This window comes from Catalinimonas locisalis (assembly GCF_038039535.1).
Classification (GTDB): domain Bacteria; phylum Bacteroidota; class Bacteroidia; order Cytophagales; family Cyclobacteriaceae; genus Catalinimonas.
Genome location: NZ_JBBPHP010000021.1, coordinates 38,277 through 56,489, shown reverse-complemented (window position 1 = coordinate 56,489; position 18,213 = coordinate 38,277). Strand labels below are relative to the sequence as shown.

Below are 18,213 nucleotides of genomic sequence, written 5' to 3'. Positions count from 1 at the left end.
TATAATAGATGAAAGACTCTGAAATTGCGTCACATAAAAATATTGTATTTGTAATCCCCAGTCTAGATTACGGAGGAGCTGAGACCATGCTCATTCACCAAATCAATTACCTTCATGAAAAAGGTTATCAGATAAGACTAATTATAATGGGAAGAAGCACAGAATACGCACTTATTGATCAACTACAAATTTCAGAGAAATCTATTTTACAATTAGGGCTACCAGTTCAAATACTAACATTCCGAGCTATCAGGTACACTTTTTTAAAAGGGTTAGTTATTTCAAAATATCTGAAGAAGTGGCAAGCTTCTGTGGTAATTGCAAACTTACCACTTGCTCATTTTCAGATGAGGGTAGTAAAGTTGTTGGATCGTCTGAAAGGAAGAAGATACCAATTGGTAAACTATCATCATTCTTTACAATATGCGGCTAATCCTCTTGATACATTTCCTAAAAGAATATTTAATAGTATTAATTCTTTTTTGGCCAGGATTACTGATGATAAAAGTATATTTATTTCAGATGCTGTAAGAAAAAATGTTACGAGTCATTTTTTTATTAACAAAAACTCAGTTGTTATTCCTAATGCTATTCCGGAAAGAAACATAAATGAAAAAGAAGGTTTAAATTATTTAAAAAAAGTTGGTGTTGATCTGGATACGTATAAAATCCTCGTTTTGCCAGGTAGGATTCATACGGTTAAAGGACATTATTTTTTCCTCGATGCCTATAGAAAACTCATAGATCAAAATCCTTTGATAGGTAGCAAGTTCAAGGTAATTATTGCGGGAGGAGGATTATATCATGAACATTTTGAAAACCTGGTACACCAATACGGACTTGCTAATAACTTGATTATCAGTGGAGTAATAAGAAACAATTTATTACTCTCCCTTTTTAAACTAGCCTACTTAGTAGTCATTCCTTCACTTTCAGAAGGATTCGGGAATGTGGCTATTGAAGGTTTGATGCAGCAAAGTAGAATGTTAGTCTCTGACGCAGGAGGGTTAGATGAAATCATTGTTCATAAGTACAATGGGTATAAATTTAACTCAAATGATTCAAAAGACTTTATAACAAAATTAGAGTATTTATTAAGCGAAAATTGCAAATTTTGTCCAGATACTGAGGTGCTTATTGCAAGCTTCAGAAAAAATTATACTTTGCCGGCACAAATGGTTCAGATTACGGAATTCTTGAGGTAATGATCAGTGTTTGAAATTAAACCTAATCATCTGAGCTATGACTACACTACGCAAATATTTTTTCTGCTTAAGCTGCATATTCTTGTTTATTCCCTATTTGGGAGTTGCACAGGAGCAAGTCGTTAATATATACTTTGGGAATTCCTCACACAAAGATATGCAGGTTTCAGCCACACTTTTAGCGGATGAGCTCAATAAGGTAAAATATATCAAAGCAGTGGTAAAAACTGGTAGTCCTACCAATCGTGAAACAGGAATTTATCTCTCATTAACAAAAGATGCAGATAAGCTTACTTATGACCCTAAACTATCTAGCTACAATAGTGAAGGACTCAGTGTGGTAAGTTTGCCAGATAAAGAGCAGGTATACTTAGTTGGAAATTCAATATTAGCAGTAAGACATGCGGTCTTCTTTTATCTGGAAGCCCTAGGATATCGTTATTTTTTTCCCAATAAGCGATGGCATATCACTCCTAAGAAAATTCTACCATATCAAAAATTAAATATTGTAACTGTCCCTGATTATGATCATAGACGTATATGGTATGCGTATGGGACAGATTCCAATCAAGCAGATAAGGACTATGATTTTTGGGTTAAAGCGTCGAGGACGGAAGGCGCATTTCAAGTAAATGCCGGACATGAATACCAGAAGATCGTCAAAAGAAATCAAAAAACTTTTGATTTACATCCAGAATATTATGCGCTGTTGCCGGATGGGTCACGTAAACCTACCAGCACACCTAAATTTTGCTATAGTAATACAGGCTTGGTAGATCTGGTTGTAAAAGATGCATTGAGACAGTTCGCCAACGCAGAAGCAAAGGGAAGAGAGTTGGACATGATTTCTATGGAGCCGTCTGATGGAGGAGGGCATTGTACTTGCGATAATTGTAAAGCATTGGGAAGTATATCGGATAGAGTTTTTCATCTTACTAATCAGGTGGCGAAAGTAGTAGGGGAAAAATACCCAGATAAATGGGTAGGAATGTATGCATATAATCAACATGCATCACCTCCTTCATTTGAACTAGAACCTAACATTTTTGTCATGGTTGCGACTGCTTTCAATCGTTCTTCGTTTTCAACAGAGCAATTAGTTGAGAAATGGGGTAAGAAGGTTAGTAAAGTTGGTATCTATGATTATTATGGTGTGATGTCTTGGGATTGGGACATGCCAGGGCAGCCTAGAGGTAGTCAAATTGACTATATACAGAATGGATTAGAATTTTATCATGCTAACAAAGCTACCGCTCTTTCTGCTGAAACTAATATTGGATGGATTAGTCGTGGTTTAGGGCATTATGTTGCTACAAAATTATTATGGGATATTGATATTGACACTAAAGCCCTTTCCGAAGAGTTTTTTCGTCTGGCCTACGGAAAAACTGAGAAACCTATGAAGGAACTTTATCAACTCTGGGAGAAAAATAGTAATATTCCACCTACTTCTTTTGATATTGCAAACTGGCTTTCCTTGTTAGAAGAGGCAGATCAAATGGTAGGTGACAACGAAACAAAAATGCGTATAGAGCATGTAAAGTATTATATGCACTATGTGGTATTATTTCATGAATGGAAAAATGACCCCAAAAATCTTGAGAAATATAGTTCTTTACTAAATTACTCATGGCGAATCAGAGGTTCAGGAACTGTTGCCAGCTACCCACTTATTCGTCGTATTGCAAACTCACAAGCACCATCGGCAAAATATAAATTTGATAATAAACAGGCAGTTTGGAAAAATCCTACTGGACCTGTGAAGAGAGATGAGATTAATGCTTTAATCGAAGAAGACGCTAAGAAATATAAACCTGTAGAAGGTATTACATCAGAGAACTATAGTGCTAATCTGTCTGCTTTATCACCTTCTTCTCCTTCTCCCTCAGCTAGAGTGAAAAAAAATGATGGTAAGGTTTATGAGCAGAATAGTACAGTTAATGTACATGAAATCATTTTTCAAGTACCTGAGCAACAAAATGGGCAAATGACCTTTTCAATCAGGAGCGGGTTTATTAAAAGTAATCCTCCCGGAGGGTATGTACACATTAGTAAGTATGACGGTAAAACTGGAGAAATAGGAGAGGTACTACTGCAGGAAAATATTCCTGAAGATAGAACACTTCTTACGATTACACTTAATGAACGCTTAAAACCGGGTACCTATCATATGAGAATTAACGATCGTAAATCTGGTTTTAAATTCCAGACCAGTAGAAACTATCCTTATGCATTAATGGCTAATAATCAATCTAAAGTTTCTACCTGGGATAGAAGTAATTTTTATTTTTATGTGCCTGAGGGTACTGAAAAATTTCTGGTGATCAGAGAAATAGTTTTTACATTAAAGTCTCCTACTGGCCGGGAAATTTCCAAAGATACGGAAGGTAAACAAACAGTAGAAGTTGGAGTAAAGCCAGGAGAAGCTGGAGTATGGCAAATCGTAAGGCAAAAGGGAAGCTTTTATTTTGAAGGAATACCGCCTTTCGTTTCAGGCTCCCCACAACAGCTTTTAATTCCTACTAATGTTTTACCGGAAGGTATGTCAAAGAATTAAGTTAGATGCGAAATATCTTATACCTGTCTTATGACGGCATGACTGATCCATTAGGACAGTCTCAGGTCTTACCCTATTTACTTGGATTGTCAAAAAAAGGTCATAAAATTATTCTAATTAGCTTTGAAAAGCATGCTCGCTTAAAAGCACGCCGAACAAATATTTTATCTTCAATTTCTGATAGCAAAATTCAGTGGAAACCATTAGTTTATCATAAATCTCCTCCAGTACTATCTACACTCTATGATTTGATCATACTCAGAAAGGTAGTAAAGCAAATATTACAGAAAGAAAATATTGATGTTCTTCATTGCCGCAGTTATCTAACTGTTTTAATAGGTCTGCATCTCAAAGAAAAGTATGGTGTAAAAGTACTGTTTGATATGAGAGGCTTCTGGGCGGATGAACGCATAGAGGGAGGAATATGGGATATGAAAAACCCTCTATTTAGAGTTATTTATCGATATTTTAAAAGAAAAGAAAAATTTTTCTGGAAAAACTCTGATTATCTGGTTAGTCTCACTCAGTCAGCAAAACAGTATATTGAATCAAAAGAAAGAAATCATGCTCCAATAGAAGTGATACCCTGTTGTGTAGACTTAGCATTTTTTGATCCTAAAGTAGTAAAACTTAATAAGAAAAAAGTACTCTCTCTTAAAGAGAAACTTGGCATTACCAATGATGATTTTGTTCTTTTATACTTAGGTTCATTAGGTACATGGTATATGTTGGATGAGATGGTAGATTTTTTTAAAGTTTTGTTAGAGTATAAACCCAATGCAAAATTTTTATTTATAACAAAAGATAAGCCTGACTGTATAATCACCACAGCTGAGAAAAAGGGGATATTACCTCATCAAATAATTGTTACAGGCTCTGAACGAGATGAATTGCCCTTCTATATGACTTTAGTGCAATTATCAGTTTTTTTTATTAACCCTGTATTTTCTAAGAAAGCCTCATCACCTACCAAACAGGGAGAATTAATGAGTATGGGAATTCCAATTATATGTAATGCTGGCGTTGGGGATACTGCTGAGATTATACAGAATACAAGTGCTGGCGCAGTAATTGCTGATTTTTCTGAAATAAATTATAGATTGGTCTGTAAACAAATTACTCACTTTCTTTCAGTAAAACCAGAAGTTATACAAACAGGTGCAAAAGATTATTACTCATTGGAAAAAGGAGTGGAAAACTATCATCAGATATATGAGAAATTGGGCTAAGAATTTAAGTATTGCTAAAAAAAATCTATATCTATTAGGCCTTTTTACTTTTTTTTTCTCCCACCAAATTTTTTCTCAATGCCCTACAATAAACTTAAATGTACCTGATACGGTTTGTGTTGGTGAAAGTTTTAGAATAGGTAACAACAGCATAGAAGCTGATGATTATAATTGGGAGTGGGACTTATGCTTGATAGATATATTTCAATTGCCGGAACAAAACACGGTGATAAGTAACGATGCATTAATAAATATTCCTTCTATAGATTTAGTGAAAAGTAATGGAATTTGGTATGGTTTATCAGTTAATATTAGTAATGGAAATGTTATTAGATTAAAATTTGAGGAAGGTTTAGAAGAATTACCTACTATTGAAAATTTGGGCAATTTCAACACTTTTAGTAACCCTATTGATGTTGATATTATTAATGAAAATGGAACATGGGCAGCCGTAGTAGTAAATCTTCAAACGTCAACATTAAGTTTATTAAATTTTGGAAACAGTTTGAGCAATACTCCAACTATAGTTGATTTAGGAAATTTTGGTGTATTAAATCAGCCAAGAAGTATAGAAATAGTTAATGACAATGGTAATTGGGTTGGGGTAGTAAGCAATAGGGGAAGTAACAAAGTGACTGTAATTAATTGGGGCAATTCAATTACTAATAATATTAATACTCAGATTATCAATAACAATTTGGGTTATACACTTGGGGGTATTATGGGTGTTGATATTATCAATACTAATGAGGGATGGTTTGGACTTACAAGTTCAAGCACAAGTGGTAGAGTTTATAAATTAGAATTTGGTAATAGTTTATTTAGTCAACCCAGAGCTACGCTATTAGCTAGCAATCTTGCTGCTCCAATAGGGGTAAATATTGTAGAAGAAGAAGGTAAATACATAGGGATAGTAAGCGCATACAACGGCCAGTTATATCGGTTCAATTTTAACTCAAGTATAGGTAATAATCCTCTTCCAATAAATATTAATGATTTCATCAATTTCAACCGTAGATATAATTTTAAGTTAATACACGATAAAAGTAAGTGGCTTTTATTTTCTACAGATACTGAAAGGGATGATATTGATCGTTTGACTTTTCAAAAAATATGTGATCAAAATGTAGATTACTCTGAAGACATAACTCCTGAGATTAAGTTTTCCTCTGCTGGAAATAAAAATATAAGACTAACAGTATCCAATAATAACTGTACAATTGACTCCACCTTTTCTATTTATGTAAAAGAAACAAACGCCCCCTCTCTTGATATTCAGGCAGAAGATATTTGCGTGGGGAGTACTACTCAGTTAACGTTTTCAACTGAAAATCCTGATGATATTATAAGCCAGCAGTGGACTATTGAAAACACTACCTTCACCGAGGATACTATCAATTACACCTTCCCCTCCCCCGGCACCTATCTCGTCACCCTAGAAGTAGAGTCTGCGGATGGCTGCGGGCAGCGGGTGTCGAAAGAAATTACGATTTATGAGCCGCCGGAGCCTAAGTTTGGAGTAGATCAGGAGGTGATTTGTACCAATGGAGCCATTGCTTTTCAGAACCTGACGGATACGAAGGGGGCGGATGAGATTATCACCTACGTATGGGATTTTAACGGAGAAGGTACCTCTACCGAAGCTAATCCTACTTTTTCCTTTAGCAGCGGAGGGAGTAAAACGGTTAGCCTGACAGCCAGCATTCCCGGCTGCTCCAATACTTATGATACTACCTTCGTAGTAGAGCAGGGGCCGGTGGTAAACTTCAGCACGCCACCCCAGATCTGCCAGGGCGATGAAGTCATTTTTGAGAATCTGAGCAGCGGTGAAAATATTACCGGCTATCGCTGGAGTTTTGGGGATGGCGGTACGTACAGCAGTACGGCTTTGGAAAGTCCCACTTACACTTATGATTCTGCCGGTACCTATATCGCTACGCTGGAGGTTAATAATACCATCGGCTGCGCCAATACGCTGAGCAAAACCATTACCATTTATGCCCGTCCGCAGGCGGCCTTTACCGCCGATATCGCCTGTGCGGGTGCGCCTACCCAGTTTGTAGATGAGAGTACCACCGGCATCAATTCCAATGTAGTGGCCTGGGAATGGGATTTTGGAGACGGTGGAGAGGCCGCCCCGGAGGGGACTGCCCATGGGGGAAGTTCACAGGCACGTAATCCCCAGTATTCCTATGCCTTGCCAGGGGTTTATGAAGCTACTTTAGTCGTACTTACCAGTGCCGGTTGTACGGATACCCTGCGTCAGGAGATCATCGTAGAATCCGCAGTGCAGGCAGATTTTAGTGCGCAGGCGCTTTGTCCTTCAGACTCAGATCCCTACACTGTTCAATTCTCCGATATGTCTACGGTCAATGATGAGGAAGAGATCAGTGAATGGCTGTGGACCATTAATGGTGAGAATTTCGTTATTGCTGAGCCAACTTATACTTTTGAGCAGCCCGGTACTTATCAGGTGTCGCTGACAGTTTTCTCGGCTACGGCCTGTAATGCTTCCGTAACCAAAAACATTACCATCAATACGCCTCCTGCACCCGACTTTAGCTTTGCAGCGAATTGCGCGGGTCAGCCCGTAAGCTTTAGCAACGAAAGCCTAAGCGAGGAAGTAGCAATCAGCCAGTATCGCTGGGATTTTGGAGGTTTGAGTATCAGCTATGAAGAAAATCCTGTCTTCGTCTTTGAAGAAGCCGGTAGCTATCAGGTGAGCCTTACACTGGAGACCAGCGAGGGCTGTGAATATACCTTTAGTCAGGAGGTAAGCGTATCTGCCGCTCCTCAGGCTGCTTTTACTGCTGATGTTATTTACGGTGGTGCTCCTTTGACGGTCAACTTTAGCAATACCAGTACTGGCGCAGATAGTCTAAGCTGGGACTTTGGAGGAGAGGCTACTGCAAATGAAGCCAATCCTTCACATACCTTTAGCGATCCGGGCACTTATACGGTTACTCTGGAAGCGCTGTCTGATCTGGGTTGTACGGATACATATAGTGAAACCATAGAGGTAGTAGCACCTTCTTATGACCTACAATTGCAGAGAATAAGTTTGTTGTCAGAAGAGGATGACCCCAATGTAAGGCTGCTATTGACGGTACGCAATCTGGGAAATCTTACGGTCAGTGATTTTGAGATTGCCATGACCCTGGATGAAGTACTGACCATCACTGAGTCTTTTGAAGGAAGCATTGAGCCAGGTGAAATCATCAATTACCCTCTGGACTTTACAATATCTTCCCAGCTCAATCAGGGTATAGACCTGCGTTACATTTGCGCTACCCTTTCAGCATTGGCGGATGAAGAAGATATTACTGATAACCGTACATGCCTGAGCCTTAATAACGACTTTAGTGTGATCGCTCCTTATCCCAATCCTTCCGCTGAGAAGATTAAGGTAGATATGGTATTACCTCAGAAAGAGATAGTACGTTTCAGTCTGCTGACTACAAAAGGTGAGCTGGTAGAAAATATTGTTTTTAATGATACTAAGGCAGGCCTTAACACGTTCAATATAGATGTGTCAAAGATGATCACCGGAAGTTACTTTTTGCAGGTGGGTTACTTAGATCGTACGGAAACTTATCGCTTGATGGTAGGACCTTAAAAAAGCCAACTGTTTTTTTCTTTAGTGTAGAAAAATTATGTTCCGTGAGAGGACATAAAATTAGGCAGCGAATGAATTTAGTTGATTTTTTGTTCGCTATAGAACTATATTATTTTTAATTTTGACAAATTACAGTAACAAAGTTCGGTAATGTTTAGTAAAATGATTGTGATCACCTATCTTTGCAGCAATTTTTTCAGTTTAAATGATACCAATAAAAATGACAACAAGTCCGAAGTTAGATAAGGTAGACCGGAAGATACTGGAGATATTACAGCGGAACGCTAAAATCACCAATGCCCAACTCTCTAAAGAAATAGGTTTATCTCCGGCACCTACCCTGGAGCGTGTAAAAAAACTTGAGCAATCAGGAGTAATTGATAGTTATCATGCCAAATTAAATACCTCTAAGATAGGTCTGGGCATCAGTACTTTTGTACAGATCAAGCTTACAGGACATGATAAGGAAAGCATCAAAACGTTTATCAACGCAATCAATAAGATTGATGAAGTAATTGAGTGCCATCATGTCACTGGCTCCAGCGATTTTATTCTCAGAGTGATTGCCAAAGATATTGCTTCTTATCAGCAACTGATGTTGGATAAAGTAAATGAAGTACCGGTGGTGGATAGCCTTCAGTCACTGGTCATTTTATCTACATTTAAGGATAGCAAGACCCTTCCTGTTCCCGAAGATGAAAAGGTGAAAGTGTAGCCATGTCGTAAATCCCCGGGTACTACCCGGGGTAATATATATGAAAGCCCTTCAGGCTTAAAAGACTTACAATGGAGATATGTTACTAGTATCTCAGGTAGCATCCCAGAAATTTAAGTCTCCAAGAAGTAATGAATGAGCACTTATACTCAAATACTTTACCACATTGTCTTTTGTCCTAAAAATAGAAACCCCTGTATGCTTAAAGCAAGCCGTCCTCTGCTCTTTAAATATATATGGGGTATTTTGAAGAAGAAAAATTGCCACCTTTACCGTATCAATGGGATAGAAGACCACCTTCATATTTTAACTCATCTTCATCCATCAGTTCCTCTCGCTTCCTTAATCAAGGATATCAAGCTGGCAAGTAACGCCTATATTAAAGAAAATAACTTATTTCCTGATTTCGTTAGTTGGCAGGAAGGTTATGCTGCTTTTACTTGTTCGTTGAAAGATAAAGAACGCTTAATCCATTATATAAAAAAACAGGAAGAGCACCATAAAATGAAAAGCCTCAAAGAAGAGTAAATAAGCTTATTACATGAAAATGGGGTTTCTTTTGATGAAAAGTATTTGTTGTAAAAATTTAACACTTCTAAGTCTGAAGGACTTAAATTTGATTTACCCCGGATGGAATCCCGGATGGAACCCGGGGCTTAAACACAGCTTAAATAAAACCGATAATGACTCCTGAATTAAGCACTACCCCCCGCCTTATTCTGAATGCGGATCAGATACAACAAAAGATTCGGCGCATTGCCTATGAGATTTATGAGCGCAATTTCAAAGATCAGCAACTCATATTGGCTGGTATTGTAGACCGTGGTTTTGCCCTGGCCGAACGTATTGGGCGTGAATTAGATGCAATCAGCCATTTTAAGTACGCAGAAACGTCAGCCTCGTCAGGCAGGCATACAGAAGCAAGTCTGCAACTGGTAAAAATTCATCTGGAAAAGTTTACAAATAAGCAGTGTGAGGTGAAATTAGATTATCCTTTAGAACAGTTGGAGGGTAAGCGAATTATTCTGGTAGATGATGTACTGAATACCGGCAGAACACTGGCCTACAGCATGCGTCCTTTTCTGGAACAAAATATCAGTCAGATGGAGATCGCTGTCTTGGTCAATCGTAGTCATAGCAAGTTTCCGGTAATTGCCAATTATACCGGCTATGAACTGGCTACCACCCTGGAAGAACACATAGAAGTAATACTGGATGGACAGGCAGATGCTGTACACTTAAAATAATCAAGGCTTATCTCGCTAAAGTGAAATTTAGCAAAATTAAAAAAAACATTAACATCAAAAAACTTACCTGAAAGAACAAAATACTGCTTTTTTAGCATATTATTGTGTAATTATCATGTAACACTTATTATGTTATTAAAATAAAAACTTATTTTCGTTACATAATGAGTTATTTTTTCAAACATGTTTACCCTAGCGACTGATGCCCCGCAGCTCAGGATCTGATATTGCACATAAACAACGAGTGGAAGCTTTACAAAAGGAAAAGCAGCAGCTTGAGGAAGCCTTACAGAGGCTAAAGAAGGAGAAGTTTGCGCTGGCAGATAGGCTACACTGGCAGGAAGAAGTCCTCACCGCAAATCGCTCAGGCCTGTTTGAATGGAAGATCGGTAGTAAAGAGTTTTACCTGCAGTTTCCCTGGAAGAAAGTGATAGGAGAGGCTATAGAAGGAGAAAAGGATTTTAGTAAGTTACTGGAAATCATTGTTCCTGAACATCGCTTCGGTGTAAAGAGAATGTTCTGGTATATGGCACGAGGCCTGAAGGAACAATATCAACTCAGGGTGCAGATGCTGAATAATGGCACCGCTCCTGTCTTCCTGCTTATCAAAGCAGCGCTGGTATACGATGAGAACAAAAAGCCCTTGAATGTTTCCGGTACCTTGCAGGCCATTGAGCAGGAAACAGCAACCGAGCAGGAAAGCCTAAGTTTGCTGGATCAAGTTCCCGCAGCCATAGTAAAGACTGATCCTGAGGGAATGATTCACTATCAGAATGAGCATGCCTATACTTTATTTACTTCCCTGCACGTTCCGGTTAAGGTGAAACAACTACAGGAGGTAATGGGAGAAGAAGTATGGTATAACTTTGTTGAACAGCTCATCGCAGAAAAATTAATAGAGTACTGGTCGTTCTCTCCCGAAGAAAATAAGCAGTGGCACCTCAGCGCGAAATACAGTGACGATGGTATTTTTCTGCTGATCTGGGACGTAAGTGAGCAGGCCAATACCCTAGAAGAACTGCAGCAGGTCAATGTAGATCTGGATAATTTCGTATACCATGCATCTCACGATTTAAGAGCACCTTTGCGTACAGTTTTAGGTATGCTGGGTATCTTAAAGTCAGAAACCAATAAAGAACAACGGAAGAGATGTGTAGACCTGATTGAAGGAAGCATCAAGAGACTGGATACACTGGTAGTAGACCTGTTAAGTATCTCCAGAAATAAGCGATCCACTGATCCACTGGTCAAGATTAATTTTATGGTGGAAGTGAACCTGGCAGTAGCGAACTTTTATCACGTTGGCAATACTAAAAACCTGGAAATTACCACCAAAATCAGTCAGCCGGAATACTTCGTATCTGATCTTACCCGAGTGAGAATCGTACTGAACAACCTAATTTCCAATGCCATCAAATACCGGCGCTACTATCTGGACCGCTCTTTTATAGATATCAGGATATGGGTAGATGAGGAGGCAGCCCATATTGAAGTTGAAGATAATGGAGAAGGCATACCCGAAGACCGACTTCCTTATATTTTTGATATGTTTTATCGTTCCTCTGAAAGGAGTGAGGGTTCAGGGCTTGGCCTGTATATCGTTAAGGATGTGCTCCAGAAACTAGATGGACATATTGAAGTATCCTCTACTTTTGACAAGGGCAGCACCTTTACCGTCACAATTCCCAACCAGTATAAATAAGCTTTCCTTTCGCTTTCGCCTGATTATTGTTGTTCCCTGACAGAAGAGAAGGTAAGTCGGTGTGAAAAAACAACATTCTATTATATATTCGGAATAAAAGAAATCAGCCTTCGTTTATCAAAGTAAACATGTTTATTTTGGGTAAGGTGATTGACTATTCTAGTAAAGAATTTGCCGGCTTCATCATAAAAAGCTGAAAAACAGTTGCCTCAATACCAAATCGGCTGGTGTAGATTACAAGAGCACAATATTAAACGTAAATAGGTAATTTGAAGAGTAAAAGAGTTTTTTGGGTAATTGCTATTCTGCTGTTACTAACGGTAGTTTTATTGTATGTAGAACGTCGGTGGAAACAGGATGAAGAGATTCCACTTTGGTCTATGGTACCGGAGAGCGCAGCGCTGGTATTTGAAACTGCCGAATTACCGGCAAACTGGGAAAAACTGAGTGGCAGCCAGCTTTGGAAAAACCTGCAAAGCATTGAAGCTTACCGTGACATGGAGGAGCAGATGATCCTGATGGATAGCCTGACCAATATCCAGCAGTTTTTTGCGGGAAAGCAGTTACTCATTGGCACTCATGTAATCTCCAAAGACAAGCTTGATTTTACCTATTTTTTCAGACTGGACAATACCAAAGAGCGTAATGCACTGACTCAGGCGCTTAAGCGTTTTCAGGAAGAAGAAAGCATAAGAAGCGAAAGCCGTATGTTCAACGGTTTTAGAATCAGTGAACTTACCGATAAAAGCAGCGGAAGTCAGTTTTCTTACCTTGTCCATCGCGATATTTTTGTGGGCAGCTTTACACCATTTCTCATAGAGGATGTAGTAAGAAATATAGAGACTGAATTTGGGGAATACAGTTTCGTCTATCATAATGCTTCTACTGAGGAAGTGCCCAAAATGGCTAACGATGAGGGTAATCTCTACCTGAACATGAGCAAGCTGCCGCTTCTTTTATCAGTATTTACCACCAATGAGTTTTTGCCTTATCTACAGCCGCTGGCCCAGTTGAGTAATACTGTATTCTTGGATGTAAACCTGACAGATAATCAGCTGTTATTAAATGGGTTTAGCAAAACAGAGCGTAAGGCAGTAGAGACAGGCGCAACACAAAATCAAGAGCCCCCCGTGTGGCTTAGTACTTTTGATGAAGAACAGCCTCAGGCTATAGACTTATACCAATATGTCCCTGAGCGTACTGCGGTGCTTTACCATTTTGGCATACAGGGAGGAGCGGATTGGCTGCAGAAACTGTATCGCCAACAGGAAATGGCAGATCAGAAGCTAGTGAAGCAAACGCTACGCTACCGTAAAAACCTGACTGAGCTATATGACGTCCGGCTGCAAGATCTACTGGGGTGGTTTGAAGGAGAAATTGGACTAATGGTGTTGGAATCCATAGACACTAAGCTGCCCGATAAGGTCTTGCTTATGGAGACCAATGATACTGCGCAAGCGAGTAGTAAGCTGCGCCAACTGGAAACCAAACTGAGCCGTGAGGTAGAAGGCATAAGCTACTCCGAGCAGTTTGCCGGTTATCAGATCGGGGAAATAAGTTATAAAGAGTTTCCAGCATCCATCATGGGCCCCATAGCCTTGGGTTTTGAACAATGTTTTTATATGATCACCGACCGCTATGTGATTTTTGCCAATAGCATACGTGCCCTGAAGCGACTGATTGCTGACCGTGAGGCCGAAAATACCTGGGATAAATCCATACAGGAAGTAAGATTTTTAGAGTCTGCTTTGGATGAGTCAAACGTGAGCGTATTTGTAAATACTTCCCGATGCTGGGATTTGTTGCGCGAACATCTTACACCCAAATGGAAAGCGTTTGCCAACCAGCATGCAGATGTCCTCAAAAGCTTTGATCACCTGGCCATTCAGTTTAGTAGAACAGAAGATGATTTCTACACCAGCATGGCGATAAGTTATGAGCCATTATCTTCCTCAGAAAATAAGTCTGAACAGTTCCGGGATGTGAGCCGTCTGTTTGTAGATTATCCCTTACAGACAAAACCTTTTGTGGTGCGGGATCATACCGACCAGACGCTGGAAGTACTCTTTCAGGATGAAAAAAATCAGCTCTACCTGGCTGAACCGGATGGAGAGATACTGTGGAAAGACTCTCTTCAAAATGCTATTGTTGGAGAAGTTTACCAGATAGATTACTTCAACAATGGTAAGCTACAGTATTTATTTGCTACTGACAGTGCTATCCATGTTATTGACCGTACCGGAGCCTATATTTCCGGTTATCCCTCCTATATGCCGGAAGATGTACGCATCCGGCACCTGAGTCTGATAGATTATGACAACAGCAAAAACTACCGCTTTCTGGTGAGTGATACAGCGGGGAAACTTTGGATGTTTAACAAAGACAGGGAAAGTCTGGAAGGCTGGAATCCTAATGCCACTGTCAATGCTCCGGTGGCTACTGCACCTTTCCATGTAAGGGTAGGTAATAAAGATTTTATCATTGCCATTCAGCAGGATGGTACTATCTATTCGCTCAACAGACGTGGGCAGCCCTATGCAGGTTTTCCCATTAATCTGGATAAACCTATCCGAAGTGTAGCCTATACTGACTTAGGCAGTACTCCGGCCAATACAGTACTGACCACTGTAAGTCTGCATGGGGAAATTATCGCCTTTAATCTCCAGGGAAATATTACCAAAAGAGAGCAGCTTTATCGCCCTTCCACGCAGACCCGTTTTCAGCTAAGTGTAGATGCTTTGGGGAAAACCTTTATTATCGCACGACAGGATGAGCGCTTGTTTGGTGTATTGGACCATGAAGGCAAGCTGATGTTTGAGAAAAACTATATGAGTCCGGCAGCCATGACCTCAGATATGCTGGAAGTACAATATTATGACTTTGGCGCAGGAAATGAAATTTACGCAGTTACTGACAAGGTGCAGGAATTTACGTATCTCTTCAACCGGCAGGGTACTCTTATCAAAGACCGGCCTATTGAAAGCAGGTATCCGGTAGGTATCCTTTTTTATGATAATGAAGACCGTTTTCAGGTTTATAGAAATTTTGAAAACGAGTTCTCTATTCTTTCTTTCTCGCGCTAGTTCAGTGTTATTATTGTAAAGGCGATAAACACTCTTTGCACTTGCTGGTTGATAGAATACGCATTTTTTAACTGCAAAATTCTATCACATGACCTATCAGCAAGCAAAAGTAGCCCACAAAGATGAACTGGCTCCGGGCGAAATGAAACAGGTAAAAGTAGGAGAAACTGAAGTCCTGCTCGCTCGTTATCAGGACAATTTTTTCGCCACTGCCGCCCATTGTACGCATTACGGGGCACCCTTGGCAGACGGATTATTACATGGTAAGCGTATAATATGCCCCTGGCATCATGCCTGTTTTGATGTGACCAACGGTGATCATCTGGAACCGCCGGGTTGCGATAGCCTTCCTAGTTTTGAGGTGGAGATTGATGGAGAAGATATTATCGTGAAAGTCCCTGAGGATGCACCTGCCCAGCGCACCCCCGATATGCAAAGCAGGGATGAAAAAGTATCACAATTGAACCTGATTGTGGGTGCTGGTACTGCTGCCCAGTATGCTGCCGAAGCGATGAGAAGCAGTGGCTACCGGGGCAGAATCCTCATGATTACTTCTGACACAGAAACTCCCTATGACCGGCCTAATTGCAGTAAAGAATATTTACAGGACGAAGCTCCCGCTGAGTGGATGCCTTTGCGCCCTCCTGAGTTTTACGAAGAGCACGATATTGAAATCCTGCATGCAGAAGTCTCTGAACTGGATGCAGCTCAAAAACAGGTGAGCCTCTCTGACGGGCAGAAACTCAAGTATGATAAAGTACTGCTTTGTACAGGAGGAAAGCCCAACAAACCTGATATGCCTGGCGTAAATCTACAGCATGTATTTACGCTACGTTCAATGGCAGACAGCAAGAAAATCATGGAAACTGCCAAAAAAGTAAAGGAAGTAGTAATTGTAGGGGCCTCTTTCATTGGGATGGAAAGTGCCTGGAGTCTCAATAAATTAGGATGTGACGTTACAGTGATTGCGCCTGGAAAACATCCTTTCGCTTCGCTCTGGGGGGAAGAAGTAGGTAAAATGATACAGAGTTTGCATGAGAAAGAAGGTATCAAATTCCAGATGGGTCGTAAAGTAAAAGCGTTGAAAGGTGAGCAGGCAGTAAGCTCAGTGGTATTGGATAATGGGCAAGAGGTAGCAACCAAACTGGTACTATTCGGAATAGGTGTAAAGCCTGCCACTTCCTATATCAAGGGGCTTTCGCTGGCTGAGGATGGGGGAGTTGTAGTAGACAAACATTTTCTCGCAGAAGAAGATGTGTATGCTGCCGGTGATATTGCCCACTTTCCTTACCATGGACAACAGGTACGTATAGAACACTGGAGAGTAGCTTGTCAGCATGGACGCATAGCGGGCAACAATATGGCAGGAGAAAGTGAAGCTTATGAGAGTGTGCCTTTCTTCTGGACAGCCCAACAGGGAGCACAGATCCGTTATGTAGGCTATGTCAAGGCATACGATGATATTATATATGATGGAAAAGTAGCAGAGCAGGAATTTATCGCCTACTATGAAGAAGGTGGAAAACTTAAGGCAGCACTGGGACTTAATCGCGATCAGGAAATGACAATGATAGAAGAACTGTTGAGAATGAAAAAAATGCCATCTCCTGATGAGGTGAAAAAGCCGGGTTTTAAGCTACAGGAGTATTTCAAAACCTTGAAATAGCCAGCTTAAGTTGAAGACATAAATTTTTGCATCAGAACACGGGCTACCTTGGCCGGTGAGGAGGTCCCTTCAACGATCTCCCGCTCACGGGTGGAGAGTTCTTCCTGTACAGCAGGGTGCTGATAGAAAAGTTGCTTCAGTTGCTGGCCTAAAGTGTCGTGCAGCCACTGAAGCCTTTGTTTTTGTCTCTTTCGCTGAAAGTACCCATTAGCCTGTGTTGCGCTGGCATACTTTTGTATCGCTTTCCACACCGCTTCTATACCTTTTTTTTCTAATGAAGAGCAGCTAAGTACTTTGGGTAATACCTGGCTGTCAGGCTCAGGAAAGAGGTGCAGGGCATTTTGATACTCTTTTTTTGCCTGTTTTGCCGGAGCCGCATACGGACCGTCAGCTTTATTGATTACCAGTATATCGGTCATTTCCATGATACCTCTTTTGATGCCCTGCAGTTCATCCCCTGCACCTGCCAGCATGAGCAACATAAAACAATCTACCATCTGATGCACCAGTGTTTCGGATTGACCCACGCCCACGGTCTCTACAAAAATGACATCATATCCTGCTGCTTCGCAGAGTAGCATACTTTCTCTGGTCTTTTGTGCAACTCCTCCCAGGGTATTTCCCGTTGCTGAAGGTCTTATGTAGGCTTGTAAAGATTGGGCCAAATCAGGCATACGGGTTTTATCGCCTAATATGCTTCCCTGGCTTTTTTCACTACTCGGGTCCACCGATAATACCGCTAGTTTGTGCCCCTTATGTATCAAATAAGGACCAATGGCATTGATAAAAGTACTCTTTCCCACTCCGGGAACTCCTGTAATACCTACCCGTACTGATTGGCCGGTATGGGGTAGCAAGGCTTCAAGCACTTCCTCTGCAATTTGTTGATCTGCACTGAGGGTACTTTCAGTTAAGGTAATGGCCTGACTGAGTACAAAGCGTTTTCCTTGCTTAATTCCTTCTACATATTCATGAATGGTAAGCCTTTTTCTGGCCATGAAGAGAGCATGTTTAAGTAATAAATGAGCGAATTTGTTAAATAAAACTAAAAATTATCATCGGATTAATCATGTCTTGAAGAATAGTTTACAATAAGAGTACAATTGGCAAGCTTGGCATTAGTAATGCAGATTTTATCTCCTGATATGAAAAGCAATGATTGGATATTACTTGCCGAGTATTGATTTTGTGCT

11 protein-coding genes are annotated in these 18,213 nt (G+C 40.2%); 10 read left to right on the top strand and 1 reads right to left on the bottom strand.

The window, feature by feature from the left end; translation table 11 throughout:
• Positions 1–8 precede the first annotated feature (8 nt).
• From WJR50_RS21265 to WJR50_RS21220, 10 genes are all read left to right on the top strand, one after another.
• Positions 9–1,205, top strand: a complete 1,197-nt coding sequence (locus WJR50_RS21265) for a glycosyltransferase family 4 protein (protein ID WP_341295338.1) — start codon at positions 9–11, stop codon at positions 1,203–1,205.
• 37 nt (positions 1,206–1,242) lie between these two features.
• A complete protein-coding gene (locus tag WJR50_RS21260) occupies positions 1,243–3,762 on the top strand; it encodes a DUF4838 domain-containing protein (protein ID WP_341295337.1) in 2,520 nt (839 codons plus the stop codon).
• A 5-nt stretch (positions 3,763–3,767) separates the two neighbouring features.
• Positions 3,768–4,991, top strand: coding sequence for a glycosyltransferase (locus WJR50_RS21255; protein ID WP_341295336.1), 1,224 nt, complete (start codon positions 3,768–3,770; stop codon positions 4,989–4,991).
• Positions 4,992–5,217: 226 nt separating this feature from the next.
• Positions 5,218–8,607: a PKD domain-containing protein gene (locus WJR50_RS21250; RefSeq protein WP_341295335.1), complete on the top strand. Its 3,390-nt coding sequence runs from the start codon at positions 5,218–5,220 to the stop codon at positions 8,605–8,607.
• Positions 8,608–8,827: 220 nt separating this feature from the next.
• Complete coding sequence (locus WJR50_RS21245; protein ID WP_277476820.1) at positions 8,828–9,322, top strand: Lrp/AsnC family transcriptional regulator; 495 nt, start codon at positions 8,828–8,830, stop codon at positions 9,320–9,322.
• 135 nt (positions 9,323–9,457) lie between these two features.
• The gene (gene tnpA / locus WJR50_RS21240; protein WP_341295334.1) at positions 9,458–9,850 is read left to right on the top strand and encodes an IS200/IS605 family transposase; all 393 of its coding nucleotides are present in this window, start codon (positions 9,458–9,460) and stop codon (positions 9,848–9,850) included.
• 155 nt (positions 9,851–10,005) lie between these two features.
• Positions 10,006–10,569: a phosphoribosyltransferase family protein gene (locus tag WJR50_RS21235; protein WP_341295333.1), complete on the top strand. Its 564-nt coding sequence runs from the start codon at positions 10,006–10,008 to the stop codon at positions 10,567–10,569.
• Between the two features lie 202 nt (positions 10,570–10,771).
• Positions 10,772–12,271, top strand: a complete 1,500-nt coding sequence (locus tag WJR50_RS21230) for a sensor histidine kinase (RefSeq protein ID WP_341295332.1) — start codon at positions 10,772–10,774, stop codon at positions 12,269–12,271.
• Positions 12,272–12,540: 269 nt separating this feature from the next.
• Positions 12,541–15,354 carry a hypothetical protein gene (locus WJR50_RS21225; RefSeq protein WP_341295331.1) on the top strand — a complete coding sequence of 938 codons (2,814 nt, stop codon included), beginning with the start codon at positions 12,541–12,543 and terminating at the stop codon, positions 15,352–15,354.
• An 88-nt stretch (positions 15,355–15,442) separates the two neighbouring features.
• Positions 15,443–17,020, top strand: a complete 1,578-nt coding sequence (locus WJR50_RS21220) for an FAD-dependent oxidoreductase (protein ID WP_341295330.1) — start codon at positions 15,443–15,445, stop codon at positions 17,018–17,020.
• Positions 17,021–17,025: 5 nt separating this feature from the next.
• Here the strand turns inward: WJR50_RS21220 and meaB are convergent, their stop codons facing one another.
• Positions 17,026–18,018, bottom strand: coding sequence for a methylmalonyl Co-A mutase-associated GTPase MeaB (gene meaB, locus WJR50_RS21215; RefSeq protein WP_341295329.1), 993 nt, complete (start codon positions 18,016–18,018; stop codon positions 17,026–17,028).
• Positions 18,019–18,213: the final 195 nt, after the last annotated feature.